We start from the raw sequence: 13,370 nt of genomic DNA on the forward strand, positions 1-13,370 counted from the left end.
GCGCCGAGTTTAAGCCTTTCGTCAGCAATAGCGTTGCCCGCGCTAGGGAAAGCACCAACTGACTTCTGATTGTCCGTATATGAATAATACGTTCACTGATAAATATGCGTATCGACAGTTTCCCGTAGTCACCCACACGGCCGTAGTCGCAAAAAACACAAGATCAGGAGACAAGCATGACGTCCTCAACTTCCTTTCGCCGCCTGGCCGTAAAAGCCGGCGTGGCGCTCGCCGTACTTTCGACCACCGGTGCAGTTGGCCTCGCGCAAGCCGCCGATGCCGGCAAGGTCGGCCTCGGTCTCCCGCTTCTGACTTCGCCGTTCTGGCAGTCGTACAACAACTATCTGCCGAAGTACGCGAAGGACATGGGCATAGACATCCTTGCGCCCGTCAACTCGAACGGCGATCCCGCGCAGCAGATCACCGACATGAACAACCTGCTGAACCTGGGCGCGAAGGGCATCGTGGTCGGCCCGCTGGATTCGGCCGCAATCAGCCGCGCGCTCGACGCCTCGGCGGCGAAGAACGTGCCGGTCGTCGCCGTCGATGTCGCGCCGACGCAAGGCAAGGTCGCGATGGTCGTGCGCGCCGACAACCGCGCGTATGGTTCGAAGTCGTGCGAGTACATTGGCGAGCACGTGAAGTCGGGCAAGGTCGTGCAGATCATGGGCGATCTGGCATCGGTCAATGGCCGCGATCGTTCGGAAGCGTTTCGCGAGTGCCTGAAGAAATTCCCGTCGCTGAGCCTGCTCGAGATTCCCGCCGCATGGAAGGGCGAGGCCGCCGCGACCGCGCTCGACAGCCTGCTCACCGCGAACCCCGACGTGAAGGCGATCTATATGCAGGCGGGCGGCGTCTATCTGTCGCCGACGTTGCAGACCTTGCGCCGCAAGCAGTTGCTGGTGAAGGCGGGCGATCCGAAGCACATCGTGATCGTGAGCAACGACGGCATTCCGCAGGAATACGACGCGATCCGCCGTGGCGATATCGACGCGACCATCTCGCAACCCGCCGATCTCTACGCAAAGTATGGCCTTTTCTATATCAAGGCGGCTCTGGCGGGACAAACCTTCAAACCGGGCCCGACGGATCACGGCAGCACGATCGTTCAGCGCGGTCCAGGCATTCTCGAAGATCAATTGCCCGCGCCGCTCGTGACGAAAGCCAATGTCGATGACAAAACACTTTGGGGCAACACCGTCAAATGAGCGCGCCCGTCGTTGAGACAGTTGGCCTGACAAAGCGCTATGGCTCGACGCCCGCACTCGCAGATGTAAGTATGCGCGTGCTGCCCGGCGAGTCGCATGCGCTCGTCGGACGCAACGGCGCGGGCAAATCGACGCTCGTGTCGATGATCACCGGCCTGAAGAAGCCGGACGCTGGCGAGATCCGCTTCAACGACGCGCCCGCGCCGCCGCTCGCCGACCGCGATGCATGGCGCGAGCGCGTCGCCTGCGTCTATCAGCATTCGACGATCATCCGCGAGTTGTCGGTGGCCGAAAATCTGTACATCAATCGGCAGCATCAGAAGGGCGGCGTGATCGACTGGCGCGCCATGCGCCGTGATGCCCGCGCGCTGCTCGACCACTGGAAGATCGACGTGCGCGAAGACGCACGCGCGGGCGATCTGACAGTGGAAGCGCGGCAGTTGGTGGAGATTGCGCGGGCGCTGTCGTACGGTGCGCGCTTCATCATTCTCGATGAACCGACTGCACAGTTGGACGGCGAGGAGATCAAGCGTCTCTTCAAGCGTATTGAAGAGTTACAGCGCGAAGGCGTCACTTTCCTGTTCATTTCGCATCACTTGCAAGAGGTGTACGAAATCTGTCAGGCAGTGACAGTTCTGCGCGACGCTCGGCATATCGTCAGCGCGCCGGTTTCGGCATTGCCGCGCGACCGGCTCATCGAAGCGATGACGGGCGAGCAGGGAGGCCTTGCCGTCGCGGATGCCGCCGCGCGCGCGCCCCTGCCCGCTGGTGCGCCGCAAGCGCTGCGTGTCGAAGCGTTACGCGGCGACGACTACGAGAACGTCACGTTGAGCGTTCGCAAGGGCGAAGTGATCGGCCTGACCGGCGCGACGACGAGCGGCCGGACGAGCGTCGCCGAAGCCATCGCCGGATTGAAGGCGCAACGCGCGGGCACGATCAGCGTCGATGGCCGCGTGCTGCCGCCGGGCGACGTGCCGGCCGCGCTGGCGCATGGTGTCGGCTGCGTGCCGAAAGACCGGCATCGCGAAGGCTTGGTGCTGTCGCAATCCGTCGCGGAAAACGCGTCCATGACGATCGCGCGATTGCTCGGCCGCTTCGGTATTGCGACGCCCGCGAAAAAGAACGCCTTCGGACGCCGCATGATTGCCGCGCTCGGCATCAAGACGCAGGGCCCGGAACATATCGTGTCGGGCTTGTCGGGCGGCAATCAGCAAAAAGTGGTGATGGCGCGCGCACTCGCCACTGATCCGGACGTGCTCGTTCTGATCGATCCCACCGCTGGCGTCGATGTGAAGTCGAAGGAAGCGCTGCTCGGCGTCGTCGAACGCGTGCGCGAGGAAGGAAAGGCGGTGCTCGTCGTATCGGGCGAGCTGGACGACTTGCGCACGTGCGACCGCGTCCTGGTGATGTTTCGCGGCGCCATCGTCGCCGAATTCCCTGCCGGATGGCAGGACCATGAACTCATCGCATCCGTCGAAGGGGTGAATCTCCATGAAGCATGACGTACCCAACCCGGCGATGAACGGCGCGAGCATGGCCGTGGCGCGCCCGCGCATCGAACTGGCGCGTTTTCGCGACCTCGCATTGCTGCCCGCGCTGGCGCTCTTGCTTGCCATCGGCGCGTTCGTCAGCCCGAGCTTTCTCACGCAGGCGAATCTCATCAGCATCCTTGGGGCATCGGCGGCGCTTGCGCTTGTCGTGCTGGCCGAATCGCTGATCGTTCTGACAGGCAAGTTCGATTTATCGCTCGAATCGACGGTCGGCATTGCGCCGGCTGTCGGCGCGATGCTCGTGATGCCGGCGGCGTCGGCGGGCTTCGGCTTCGAGTGGCCGGCGGCAGCGGGACTTGCGGCGATCGTCGTGGTCGGCGCGCTGATCGGCTTCTTCAACGGCTTTCTGGTCGTGCGACTGCGGCTGAACGCGTTCATCGTCACGCTCGCAATGCTGATCGTGCTGCGCGGCATGCTCGTCGGCGCGACCAAGGGCGGCACGTTATTCGACATGCCGCCTTCGTTCTTCACGCTGGCCACGACACTCGTGCTCGGTCTGCCGATCTCGGTATGGCTCGCGGCGGCCGCGTTCGCCGTTGCCGCGTTCATGCTGCGTTACCACCGCCTCGGCCGCGCGCTTTACGCGATCGGCGGCAATCCCGAAGCGGCGCGCGCGGCAGGCATTCGCGTGGAGCGCATCACGTGGGGCGTGTTCGTGCTCGGCAGCGTACTGGCGTCGATTGGCGGTTTGATCGTCACAGGCTACGTCGGCGCGATCAATGCGAACCAGGGCAATGGAATGATCTTCACGGTGTTCGCGGCGGCAGTGATCGGCGGCATTTCGTTGGATGGCGGCAAGGGCACGATGCTCGGCGCGTTATCGGGCGTGTTGCTGCTGGGCGTCGTGCAGAACTTGCTGACCTTGGCGCAGGTGCCATCGTTCTGGATTCAGGCGATTTACGGCGCGATCATCCTGGGTTCGCTGATGGTGGCGAGACTGGCGGGTGGAGATGCGCAGAACTGAAGCGGGAGCGCAGCCGCACGCGTGTCGCGAGATCGGCTGACGCGTCCAGCGCCCGGACGACGAACGTCAACAGGCGGCTGCTGAAGATGCCGCGAGCATACGGCTCAATGTCCACGACGACACGGATTTCAGAAGGAACGAGATGCCCGACACAGAGACAAAAACGACCGACCCCCGCCTGATCCTCTTGAGCAAAGAAGACAACTGTCTGATAGCAGCAGCCCGCCTAATCGCAGGCGAAACGCTTCAGATAGAAGGCGAGCCAGTCAAGCTGGAAACGACGATAGAACTGGCTCACAAAATAGCCCGCCGCGCGTTGAAGAAGGACGACAAAGTCCTGCGCTACGGCGCGATCATCGGCCACGTGAGCACAGACGTTCCCCGCGGCGCGCATCTCCACACTCACAATCTGGAGAGCGACTACATCCCCACCTACACGCACGACGCCGGCCACGCCTACGTGCAGCATTGAGAGCCATGAACACATCAACATTGCTGGGCTTCCCAAGATCCGATGGCCGCAAGGGCATCCGCAACATCGTCGCGGTGGCGTACATGGTCGAGTGCGCGCATCACGTTGCCCGCGAGATCGTCACGCACTTCCGCCCATCGTTCGACGCGTTCGACGCCGCGCAAAACGAAGCGCCGCCCGTGCACCTGATCGGCTTCCCCGGCTGCTATCCAAATAGCTACGCCGAAAAGATGCTGGAGCGCATCTGCACGCATCCGAACGTAGGCGCGGTGCTGTTCGTGTCGCTTGGCTGCGAAAGCATGAACAAGCACTATCTCGCCGATGTCGTGCGCGCGAGCGGCCGCCCCGCCGCCGTCGTGACGATCCAGGAAAACGGCGGCACGCGCAGCACGATTCAGCACGGTCTCGACTGGGTACGCGAAGTGCGCGCGACGCTCGCCGCGCAAGAGAAAGTGCCGATGGCGCTCGATGAACTCGTCATCGGCACGATCTGCGGCGGCTCGGACGGCACGAGCGGCATCACGGCGAACCCAGCCGTGGGCCGCGCCTTCGACACCTTCATCGACGAAGGCGCGGCGTGCATCTTCGAGGAAACCGGCGAACTCGTCGGCTGCGAATTTCATATGAAGACACGCGCGGCGCGTCCCGAACTCGGCGATGAAATCGTCGCGTGCGTGGAAAAAGCCGCGCGCTATTACACGACGATGGGCCACGGTTCCTTCGCGGTCGGCAACGCGGACGGCGGGCTCACGACGCAGGAAGAGAAGTCGCTCGGCGCGTATGCGAAGAGCGGCGCGTCGCCTATCGTCGGCATCATCAAGCCGGGCGATGTCCCGCCGACCGGCGGCCTTTATCTGCTCGATGTCGTGCCCGACGGCGAGCCGCGCTTCGGCTTTCCGAACATCAGCGACAACGCTGAAATCGGCGAACTCATCGCGTGCGGCTCACACGTAATCCTCTTTACGACGGGGCGCGGCTCGGTGGTCGGCTCGGCGATATCGCCCGTCATCAAGGTCTGCGCGAATCCGGCGACGTATCGCAACCTGTCCGGCGACATGGACGTGGATGCCGGCCGCATCCTGGAAGGCCGCGCGACGCTCGACGAAGTAGGACGCGAAGTGTTCGATGTCACCGTGGCGGTGGCGGCGGGCGCTGCGTCGAAATCGGAGTCGCTGGGTCATCAGGAATTCATCCTGACTTACAAAACCTTCGAGCCCGTCGGCCCCGCGTGTTTGCCTGGCGGCGCGCAACGCGTTAGTGTTGCGTCTCGCGGCACCGCAGAAGTCGTTTCGAACTGAACAATCGACTGAGGGTTGCACAATGAACGGAGACACGCAGGAGGCCGTCACGCGCCGACGCAAGATCGGGCGGACGGATCTGGAGGTGACGGCACTTTCGCTCGGCACGGCGCCGCTAGGCGGGCTATATCACGAACTGACGGAAGACGAGGCGCGCGCTACAGTCGATGCCGCGTGGCAAGCGGGCATCCGTTTCTTCGATACCGCGCCGCATTACGGACACACGAAAGCAGAACATCGTCTTGGCGATGCCCTGCGACGCCACGCGCGAAGCGACTACGTGCTCTCGACCAAAGTGGGCCGCCGCTTCGTGCCGCGCACCACGCCCGACGACGGCAGCGAAGGCTGGGCCGCGCCGCTACCGTTCCAGGCCATTTACGACTACACCTACGACGGCATCCTGCGCTCGTTCGAAGACAGCCAGCAGCGGCTCGGCATGATCGACATCGATATCGTGCTGATACACGACATCGGCCGTGTCACGCACGGCGAAAAAAACGCGCATTACTGGCGTCAGCTCACCAGCGAAGGCGGTTTTCGCGCGCTCGATGAACTCAAACAGTCGCGCGGCGTGAAAGCAGTCGGCCTCGGCGTGAACGAAGGCGCGGCGGTGCGCGAGGCAATGGCCGAATACGACATCGACTGCGCGTTGCTCGCTGGCCGCTACACGCTGCTCGAACAGAACACACTCGACGATCTCCTGCCCGAGTGCGAACAGCGCGGTGTGAGCATCCTGCTTGGCGGCGCGTTCAATTCGGGCATTCTCGCGCGCGGTCTCGATGCCGACGCGCAAGGCGATCTCAAGTTCAACTACGGCGATGCGCCCAAAGAGATCGTCGATCGTGTGGCGAGGCTGGAACGCATCTGTCGCGAGTATGGCGTCGCGCTGTCGACGGCCGCACTGCAGTTTCCTTATGCGCATAAAGTCGTCGCCACGGTGTTGATGGGCGCGCGCAAGCCCGAGGAAGTGCGTGAGAATGCGGCGTCATTCGCTACACCGGTTCCTTCGGCGTTGTGGAACGCTTTGCGTGCGGCTGGCTTGCTGCATGAGAAGGCGCCAACACCGCAATGAACATCGACGCTCATCAACATTATTGGGACCCGGCGCGTGGCGATTACGGTTGGCTCACGCCCGATCTCAAGCCGCTCTATCGCGTCTTCGGTTCCGATGATCTGGCGCCGCTCCGCAAGATCACGAATGTCAAGCAAACGGTCGTCGTGCAAGCGGCGGCGACCGTCGATGAAACGCGTTATCTGCTCGATCTGGCGCGCGATGACGAATCCATTGCGGGCGTCGTCGGCTGGGTTCCGCTCGATTCCGTCGACGCGGTAGAAATCATCGAAGAATTTGCGCGCGACAAAAAATTCAAAGCCGTGCGGCCGATGCTGCAAGACCTGCCCGACGATACGTGGATAGACCACGCGCCGCGCCCGGAAGCCATCCAGCGTCTGATCGAGTTCGATCTTGCTTTCGACGCGCTCATCTTCGCGCGCCACGTGCCATCGCTCGTCGAGTTCGCCGGGCGTTATCCAGCGTTGCGTATCGTCGTGGATCACGGTGCGAAGCCGCCCATCCGCGATGGCGAAGCGGGCTGGCAACCGTGGGCCGATGGCATCGCGCAACTCGCTGCCTTGCCGCAGCGCCTCTATTGCAAGCTATCGGGGCTCGCGACAGAAGCGTCGCCTAGCTGGACCGCCGACACGCTCGCGCCTTACGTCGCGCATCTCATCGACCAATTCGGACACGAGCGCCTCATGTGGGGCAGCGATTGGCCGGTACTGAACTTAAACGGTTGCTACACTGATTGGCACGCCGCCGCGAGGCGCTTGGTCTCGCATCTCGAAAAAGCCGAGGAAGACGCGATTTTCGGCGGAAACGCCCGTGCGTTCTATCGCCTCTGAAGCCGCTGATATACCCGGCATGTCTTAAAATCAACTTCCACTGGAGCAGTAGATGGTACAAAGACTGGCAGGCAAGACGGCGCTGATCACCGCGGCGGGACAAGGAATCGGGCTCGCGACGGCCGAGCTTTTCGCGGCGGAAGGCGCGCGCGTGATCGCAACCGACATTCGTATCGAAGGGCTCGAAGGCAAGCCGGTCGAAGCCCACAAGCTCGACGTGCTCGACCCCCAAGCCATCGAGGCGCTCGCGAAGGAAGTCGGCGCCATCGACGTGCTCTTCAACTGCGCGGGCTATGTGCATCCCGGTTCGATTCTCGAAGCGAGCGAAGCGGACTGGGACCTCGCCTTCAATCTGAACGCGAAGGCCATGTATCGGACGATCCGCGCGTTCCTGCCGAAGATGCTGGAAAAGGGCGGCGGCTCGATCGTCAATATGTCGTCGGCGGCGTCGAGCGTGAAGGGCGTGCCGAATCGCTTCGTGTATGGTGCGTCGAAGGCGGCGGTCATCGGGCTCACGAAATCCGTCGCGGCGGATTTCGTCACGCGCGGCATCCGCTGCAACGCGATTTGTCCGGGCACGGTGGAGTCGCCGTCGCTGAAGGACCGCATCGCCGAGCAAGCCAAGGCGCAGGGCGCGACGATCGACCAGATTCAGGCGGCTTTCGTTTCGCGTCAACCAATGGGCCGCGTCGGCCGCACGGAAGAAATCGCGGCGCTCGCGCTGTATCTCGCCTCGGACGAGTCGTCGTTCACGACGGGTCAGGCTCACGTCATCGATGGCGGCTGGTCCAACTAAGACCGGCCGCTGCGTTTTCAACCTTTGAATTTCGAAACACGAGGATCTATTCAGATGAAGCTGCTTCGTTACGGCCCCAAGGGTCAGGAAAAACCGGGTTTGCTGGATGCCGAAGGCAAGATTCGCGATCTGTCGAAGGTCGTGGACGACATCTCCGGCGCTACGCTGACCGATGCGGGCCTGGCCAAGCTGCGCGCGACCGACCCCGCGTCGCTGCCGGTGGTGGATGGCAATCCGCGTATCGGGCCGTGTGTCGGACGTGTGGGCAAGTTCGTGTGTATTGGCCTCAACTACGCGGATCACGCCGCCGAATCGAATCTGCCCGTGCCGACCGAGCCGGTCATTTTCGGCAAGTGGACGAGCGCCATTTGCGGCCCGAACGACGACGTGGAAATTCCGCGCAATTCGAAGAAGACCGACTGGGAAGTCGAACTCGGCGTGGTGATCGGCAAGGAAGCCAAGTATGTCGATGAAGCCAACGCGCTCGACTACGTGGCCGGTTACTGCGTGATCAACGACGTCTCCGAGCGCGAATGGCAGCTCGAACACGGCACGCAATGGGACAAGGGCAAGGGCTTCGACACGTTCGGCCCGCTCGGCCCGTGGCTCGTGACGAAAGACGAAGTCGCCGATCCGCAGAAGCTCGATCTCTGGCTCGAGGTGGACGGTCACCGTTACCAGAACGGCAACACGAAGACCATGGTCTTCACCGTCGCGCAACTGGTCGCGTATCTGTCGAAGACGATGAGCCTGCAGCCCGGCGATGTCATCTCGACCGGCACGCCGCCGGGCGTCGGCATGGGCGTGAAGCCCAGCGCGGTGTACCTGAAGTCCGGGCAGACCATTCGCCTTGGTATCGAAGGTCTCGGCGAGCAGCAGCAGAAGACGGTCGACGCGTAATTGCTTCGCGCCGTGAAAGCAAAAAACCTCGCTGCGGCGAGGTTTTTTGTCTTCAGGACGGAAGGTTGAAATTTAGGCGTTATAGAGCGCTTCGGCCGCGCTTTCGCTGATGCGCGTGATCGTGCCTTGCGCCACCGCGACGAGCGTTTCGGCATTGCCGTCGGTGACGAAGACATCGCACTGGCAGGTTGCCTGCGTCATGCCGGCATGCACCACGCGCGCCCGCGCCATCAGCGTGCCGGAAACCGCCGGGCGCAGATAGTTGATCTTGTATTCGCCGGTGACGACCTTCGGACCGAGCCTCAGCGCGCCCGCGAACGTCAGCGCGTTGTCCACGAGATAACTCACCACCCCGCCGTGCACGAAACCGTGTTGTTGCCTCAGCTCATCGCGGATCGGCAGACACAGCGTGAGACTCGCTGCATCGACCTGCATCAGTTTCGTTCCGAGCAAGGCGCTAAACGGTTGCGCATTCAACGCACCGCGCGCGATATCGACTAATTCGGCCATTCGGACACTCCTTGGGGTGGGTTCGGCGCCGTCCTGCAAAGACAATAGGTAGGGTTTCTTCGCACTGCAAGGACGTTCGACAAAAATCGTGCGAACGCAGCATGCGCGCGCCCGCCGTTTCGGCAAGCGCGCCGGTCATCCCGCTCGCGCAAAGCGGCATCGACGCAAAACAATTCAAGCTGGCGCGCTTCACTGCCGTAAACCCGGACTTCCGCCGTAGTCATACGGCTCATTCGTTTGTTCGGGTTCTTGAGAAATGTTTGCAAAGATCAAGGTTTCATCCGGTTTGCTCGCCGTGCTGGTGGTGTTTTGCCTATTCCAACTGGTCACCGAAGGGCTTGGCTTCTGGTCGCTTTCGCGCACGCATGACGATGTGGGCAACCTGTCCGATATCGCGCTCAAGCAAGTCAACGCGGTCAACAAGACCACGCAGCATCTGATGGATGCGCGCATCAACCTGTCTCGCGCCGGCACGCGCATGGTGCGCGGCGGGACGGAGCCGGTCGAGATCGTGCAGCACGCGCGCGAGCAGATCGCGCAGGCGGACAAGTCGTTCGCGGCCTTCCTCGACGCGCCGAAGACCGGCGATGAGAACAAGGCGCGCATGGCCGCGCTTCAGGCCAAATACGCGGAGTATTCGAAGGCGCTCGGCGAACTCGTCCAGTATCTGGATGCGGGCAACATTCAGGCGTTCCTCGATCAGCCGACACAGGGCTTTCAGGATCGCTATCTCGCCGAACAGCAGAACTTCGTCAACTTCGGCAATGCGGCGAGCAGTGCGTATCTCGAATCGATCGATACGCGCTACGCCTGGTTCCGCGCGGTCGGCATCGTCATTTTCGTGGCGCTGGTCGCGGGTGTCGCGGCGGTGCATTTTGCGCTGCGCCGTGGCGTGATCGCGCCGCTGGAAGAAGCGGGACGCCATTTCGAGCGCATTGCGCAAGGCCGCCTCGACGAACGTATCGCGGAACGCGGCAGCAATGAAATCGGCAGGCTCTTCGCGGGACTCGCGACGATGCAGGCAAGCGTCGCCACGACGGTAAAGACGGTGCGCGAGACGTCCGATTCGATCAACTTGGGCGCCGATGAAATCGCGAGCGGCAACGCCGATCTGTCCGCGCGCACGGAGAATCAGGCGGCATCGCTCGAGGAAACGGCGTCGAGCATGGAAGAATTGACGGCGACGGTGCGTCAGAACGCCGAGCACGCGCGCGAGGCCAACACGCTGGCGGGCGTGGCGCTCGAAGCGACTTCGCGCGGTTCGGGCGTGGTGGATGACGTCGTGGAGAAGATGCGCGGCATCGCTAAAAGCTCGGACAAGATCGCGGAAATCATCTCGGTCATCGACGGCATCGCGTTTCAGACCAACATCCTCGCGCTGAACGCGGCCGTCGAAGCGGCGCGCGCCGGTGAGCAAGGGCGCGGGTTTGCAGTCGTCGCGGGCGAAGTGCGCGGCCTCGCGCAACGCTCGGCGCAATCGGCGAAGGAAATCAAGGAACTGATCGGCGAATCGGTCGCGCAGGTCAGCGACGGCTCGACGCTGGTCGAACGCGCGGGCACGGCGATGCGCGAGGTATCGACCTCGATTTCACGCGTCACGCAGATGATGGCGGAGATCAGCGCGTCGTCGCTGGAGCAGAGCGTGGGAATCGAGCAGGTGAACCAGGCCGTGACGCAAATGGACGAGATGACTCAGCAGAACGCCGCGCTCGTGGAGCAGGCCGCGGCTGCCGCGCAGTCGCTCCATGAACAGACGCGGCAGTTGAAGGATGCGGTTTCGGTGTTTCAGGTGGCTTGACGAGTGGATGACTTCGGCGTCTGTCGGGCGCCTGAATTTTCACGGCCCTGACGCTTTCGCTCGTCGCGAAGGCGATCCAACCGCTCAATCCGGCAACGCCGCGTATGCCGTCGCCAAATGATACGGCGTGGTCGAAGGCATCTCCGACCTTGTGATCGCGCCGTCAGCCGAGCGGCACTCGATCCACCCGCGCGCATGTAGGAACCGTGCGCCGAAGCGTTCGATCTGTTCGCCGACGGCTTCGCCGCGCGTTGCCAGCGCGCGTAGATATTCGGTTTGCGCCCAGATGCGCTGCGTGCCGTCGATCACGCGTCCCGCTTCGTCCAGCGCGGCGCTCACGCCGCCAGTCGACTTGTCGACGCCATGTTCCCGCGCGAAGTCGAACGCCCGTTCGAGCCGCGCGTTCAGTCCCGCCGCCTCGAATGCGGGATGGCCGCTGCCGATTGCCAGGAAATACCACTCGAATTGATGTCCCGGCTCCAGGCGATTGCCCGGCGCGCCAATCGGCAATTCGGCGATACTGCCGGTCGCCTCGTGCACGAACGTGCGCGCGACCGATTGCGCCAGCACGGCGAGCCGCTCGTCGAAAGCGATGTTGCCCGTGGCATCGCGCGCGGCGAGCCACGCTTCGCTCAAATGCATGAGCGGATTTTGCAGCGGACCTTCGAGCATCGCGCCGAAGTCTTCGCTGTACGCGGCGTTCAGCAAGCCGCCATCGCTACCCGCGAACTTCGTTTCGATGAGCCGCGCGGTTTCATCGAGCAAGGCGAATGCGTCCGCCGATCCGCTCTTTTGCGCGAAATGCGCGCACGCATACGCCACGAACGCGTGCGTATAAAGGTCCTTCTGGCGCTCGTAGGGCGCGCCGTTTGCATCGACGCTATAGAACCATCCGCCGTTTTGCTTGTCCTGAAAATAGTGTCGCAACGATTCGAACAGCACCGACGCGTGCGCGAGATCGCCTGCATCCGTGAAAGCGAACAACTGACGGGCGCATGCCATCGCGCGATAACGCTTAGGTGGCAACGGCGCGTGATCGTCGGGCGTAACGGCTTCGAATGGCAGGTGAAGCGCTGTGTTGAAGCCGGGACCGCGCCAAATGGGCAGCACGATGCTCGTGTAGTGTTCGCGCAATGAAGTGCCGTTTGAGTGCTGTTGCTGCATAAGACAAGTTCCAGCCTGATGGTTCGGAAGAGATGAGCCCTTTGAAAACGGCTCGGCACAGCCGGATAAGCATAGCAAAAGCGCTCCGGCAGGAGACCGGCCACGACGACAGGAGGTCAAAGATGTTGGGCAACGTAGAACTCGTTTCACGACTCATCATGGCCGCGGCGCTCGGCAGCGTGATCGGTTTTGAGCGCGAACGGCTTTCATGGGCGGCGGGCTTGCGCACGCACATGCTGGTGTGCGTTGGCTCCGCGCTCATCATGATCGTGTCTGCCTACGGTTTCGAAGAGGCGCTCAAGGCGGACCACGTCGTGCTCGATCCATCGCGGATCGCGGCGCAGGTCGTGTCCGGCATCGGCTTTCTCGGCGCGGGATCCATTCTGCTGCGCGGCGAGATCGTGCGCGGGCTGACCACCGCCGCGAGCTTGTGGTCGGTCGCCGCCATCGGGCTGGCGGTAGGCGGCGGGCTGTACACGGCATCGATCGCGGCGACGGCCATCATCCTCGTCATTCTGGCGGGACTCAAACCGCTGGAGCGGCGCTTCATCAGCGTCAAGCAGCAGCGGCAATTGACGATGCTGGTCGATCGCGGCTCGCTGTCCTTTCACGGCCTGCACGAAGCGCTCGGGCCAGGCAGCGTGCGCGTGAAGCAGTTCGTCGTGCAGCAAAGCGACGAATCGCCGGAACTCGATGAAGTGCAGGTCGTGCTTTCGCGGCTTTCGACGCAGGAATATCGGTCGATTTGCGAGCGGCTCAAGCATCTGAGCGTGGTGCGGGAATTCCACGAAGAGGATGGAAGCTGACG

Annotated in this window: 13 protein-coding genes; 11 read left to right on the forward strand and 2 right to left on the reverse strand. The window is 62.9% G+C overall.

The genetic code is table 11. The annotated features are described in order from the left end of the window. Positions 1-176 precede the first annotated feature (176 nt). The 9 genes from NCT03_RS15290 (at position 177) to NCT03_RS15330 (ending at position 9,090) form a co-directional block, all read left to right on the forward strand. Positions 177-1,208 carry a sugar ABC transporter substrate-binding protein gene (locus NCT03_RS15290; RefSeq protein WP_244829000.1) on the forward strand — a complete coding sequence of 344 codons (1,032 nt, stop codon included), beginning with the start codon at positions 177-179 and terminating at the stop codon, positions 1,206-1,208. Further along, a complete protein-coding gene (locus tag NCT03_RS15295) occupies positions 1,205-2,710 on the forward strand; it encodes a sugar ABC transporter ATP-binding protein (protein WP_250493028.1) in 1,506 nt (501 codons plus the stop codon). Before NCT03_RS15290 ends, NCT03_RS15295 begins: the two co-directional genes overlap by 4 nt. Beyond that, on the forward strand, positions 2,700-3,722 hold the full coding sequence (locus NCT03_RS15300; RefSeq protein WP_244829002.1) for an ABC transporter permease: 1,023 nt from the start codon (positions 2,700-2,702) through the stop codon (positions 3,720-3,722). The genes NCT03_RS15295 and NCT03_RS15300 overlap by 11 nt, the downstream gene beginning before the upstream one ends. 142 nt (positions 3,723-3,864) lie before the next feature. Further along, positions 3,865-4,194, forward strand: coding sequence for a UxaA family hydrolase (locus tag NCT03_RS15305; RefSeq protein WP_244829003.1), 330 nt, complete (start codon positions 3,865-3,867; stop codon positions 4,192-4,194). Between the two features lie 5 nt (positions 4,195-4,199). Then, on the forward strand, positions 4,200-5,492 hold the full coding sequence (locus tag NCT03_RS15310; RefSeq protein WP_250493029.1) for a UxaA family hydrolase: 1,293 nt from the start codon (positions 4,200-4,202) through the stop codon (positions 5,490-5,492). A 22-nt stretch (positions 5,493-5,514) separates the two neighbouring features. Then, the gene (locus NCT03_RS15315) at positions 5,515-6,564 is read left to right on the forward strand and encodes an aldo/keto reductase (RefSeq protein WP_250493030.1); all 1,050 of its coding nucleotides are present in this window, start codon (positions 5,515-5,517) and stop codon (positions 6,562-6,564) included. Next, positions 6,561-7,394: an amidohydrolase family protein gene (locus tag NCT03_RS15320; protein ID WP_250493031.1), complete on the forward strand. Its 834-nt coding sequence runs from the start codon at positions 6,561-6,563 to the stop codon at positions 7,392-7,394. The genes NCT03_RS15315 and NCT03_RS15320 overlap by 4 nt, the downstream gene beginning before the upstream one ends. Positions 7,395-7,446: 52 nt before the next feature. Beyond that, positions 7,447-8,190, forward strand: coding sequence for an SDR family oxidoreductase (locus NCT03_RS15325; protein ID WP_244829007.1), 744 nt, complete (start codon positions 7,447-7,449; stop codon positions 8,188-8,190). Positions 8,191-8,244: 54 nt separating this feature from the next. After that, on the forward strand, positions 8,245-9,090 hold the full coding sequence (locus NCT03_RS15330) for an ureidoglycolate lyase (protein ID WP_244829008.1): 846 nt from the start codon (positions 8,245-8,247) through the stop codon (positions 9,088-9,090). Between the two features lie 72 nt (positions 9,091-9,162). On the opposite strand, the gene NCT03_RS15335 is transcribed toward NCT03_RS15330, so the two are convergent. Further along, positions 9,163-9,600, reverse strand: coding sequence for a PaaI family thioesterase (locus tag NCT03_RS15335; RefSeq protein ID WP_244829009.1), 438 nt, complete (start codon positions 9,598-9,600; stop codon positions 9,163-9,165). A gap of 256 nt (positions 9,601-9,856) precedes the next feature. Between NCT03_RS15335 and NCT03_RS15340 the strand changes: the two genes are divergently transcribed. Further along, entirely contained in the window at positions 9,857-11,398 is a 1,542-nt protein-coding gene (locus tag NCT03_RS15340) for a methyl-accepting chemotaxis protein (RefSeq protein ID WP_250493032.1), read from the forward strand. An 84-nt stretch (positions 11,399-11,482) separates the two neighbouring features. On the opposite strand, the gene NCT03_RS15345 is transcribed toward NCT03_RS15340, so the two are convergent. Continuing rightward, a complete protein-coding gene (locus NCT03_RS15345) occupies positions 11,483-12,562 on the reverse strand; it encodes an AGE family epimerase/isomerase (RefSeq protein WP_250493033.1) in 1,080 nt (359 codons plus the stop codon). A gap of 122 nt (positions 12,563-12,684) precedes the next feature. Here NCT03_RS15345 and NCT03_RS15350 point away from each other — a divergent pair, with 122 nt between their 5' ends. Beyond that, positions 12,685-13,368 carry an MgtC/SapB family protein gene (locus NCT03_RS15350; protein WP_244829012.1) on the forward strand — a complete coding sequence of 228 codons (684 nt, stop codon included), beginning with the start codon at positions 12,685-12,687 and terminating at the stop codon, positions 13,366-13,368. Positions 13,369-13,370 lie beyond the last annotated feature (2 nt).

This window comes from Caballeronia sp. GAWG1-1, assembly GCF_023631465.1.
Classification (GTDB): Bacteria; Pseudomonadota; Gammaproteobacteria; order Burkholderiales; family Burkholderiaceae; genus Caballeronia.

What these genes read in the sequence shown, in the direction of transcription:
- NCT03_RS15345 (WP_250493033.1), bottom strand. Translation starts at nt 12,562, where the DNA reads ATGCAGCAACAGCACTCAAACGGCACTTCATTGCGCGAACACTACACG.
- NCT03_RS15325 (WP_244829007.1), top strand. Translation starts at nt 7,447, where the DNA reads ATGGTACAAAGACTGGCAGGCAAGACGGCGCTGATCACCGCGGCGGGA.
- NCT03_RS15295 (WP_250493028.1), top strand. Translation starts at nt 1,205, where the DNA reads ATGAGCGCGCCCGTCGTTGAGACAGTTGGCCTGACAAAGCGCTATGGC.
- NCT03_RS15305 (WP_244829003.1), top strand. Translation starts at nt 3,865, where the DNA reads ATGCCCGACACAGAGACAAAAACGACCGACCCCCGCCTGATCCTCTTG.
- NCT03_RS15310 (WP_250493029.1), top strand. Translation starts at nt 4,200, where the DNA reads ATGAACACATCAACATTGCTGGGCTTCCCAAGATCCGATGGCCGCAAG.
- NCT03_RS15330 (WP_244829008.1), top strand. Translation starts at nt 8,245, where the DNA reads ATGAAGCTGCTTCGTTACGGCCCCAAGGGTCAGGAAAAACCGGGTTTG.
- NCT03_RS15350 (WP_244829012.1), top strand. Translation starts at nt 12,685, where the DNA reads ATGTTGGGCAACGTAGAACTCGTTTCACGACTCATCATGGCCGCGGCG.
- NCT03_RS15320 (WP_250493031.1), top strand. Translation starts at nt 6,561, where the DNA reads ATGAACATCGACGCTCATCAACATTATTGGGACCCGGCGCGTGGCGAT.
- NCT03_RS15300 (WP_244829002.1), top strand. Translation starts at nt 2,700, where the DNA reads ATGAAGCATGACGTACCCAACCCGGCGATGAACGGCGCGAGCATGGCC.
- NCT03_RS15340 (WP_250493032.1), top strand. Translation starts at nt 9,857, where the DNA reads ATGTTTGCAAAGATCAAGGTTTCATCCGGTTTGCTCGCCGTGCTGGTG.
- NCT03_RS15290 (WP_244829000.1), top strand. Translation starts at nt 177, where the DNA reads ATGACGTCCTCAACTTCCTTTCGCCGCCTGGCCGTAAAAGCCGGCGTG.
- NCT03_RS15335 (WP_244829009.1), bottom strand. Translation starts at nt 9,600, where the DNA reads ATGGCCGAATTAGTCGATATCGCGCGCGGTGCGTTGAATGCGCAACCG.
- NCT03_RS15315 (WP_250493030.1), top strand. Translation starts at nt 5,515, where the DNA reads ATGAACGGAGACACGCAGGAGGCCGTCACGCGCCGACGCAAGATCGGG.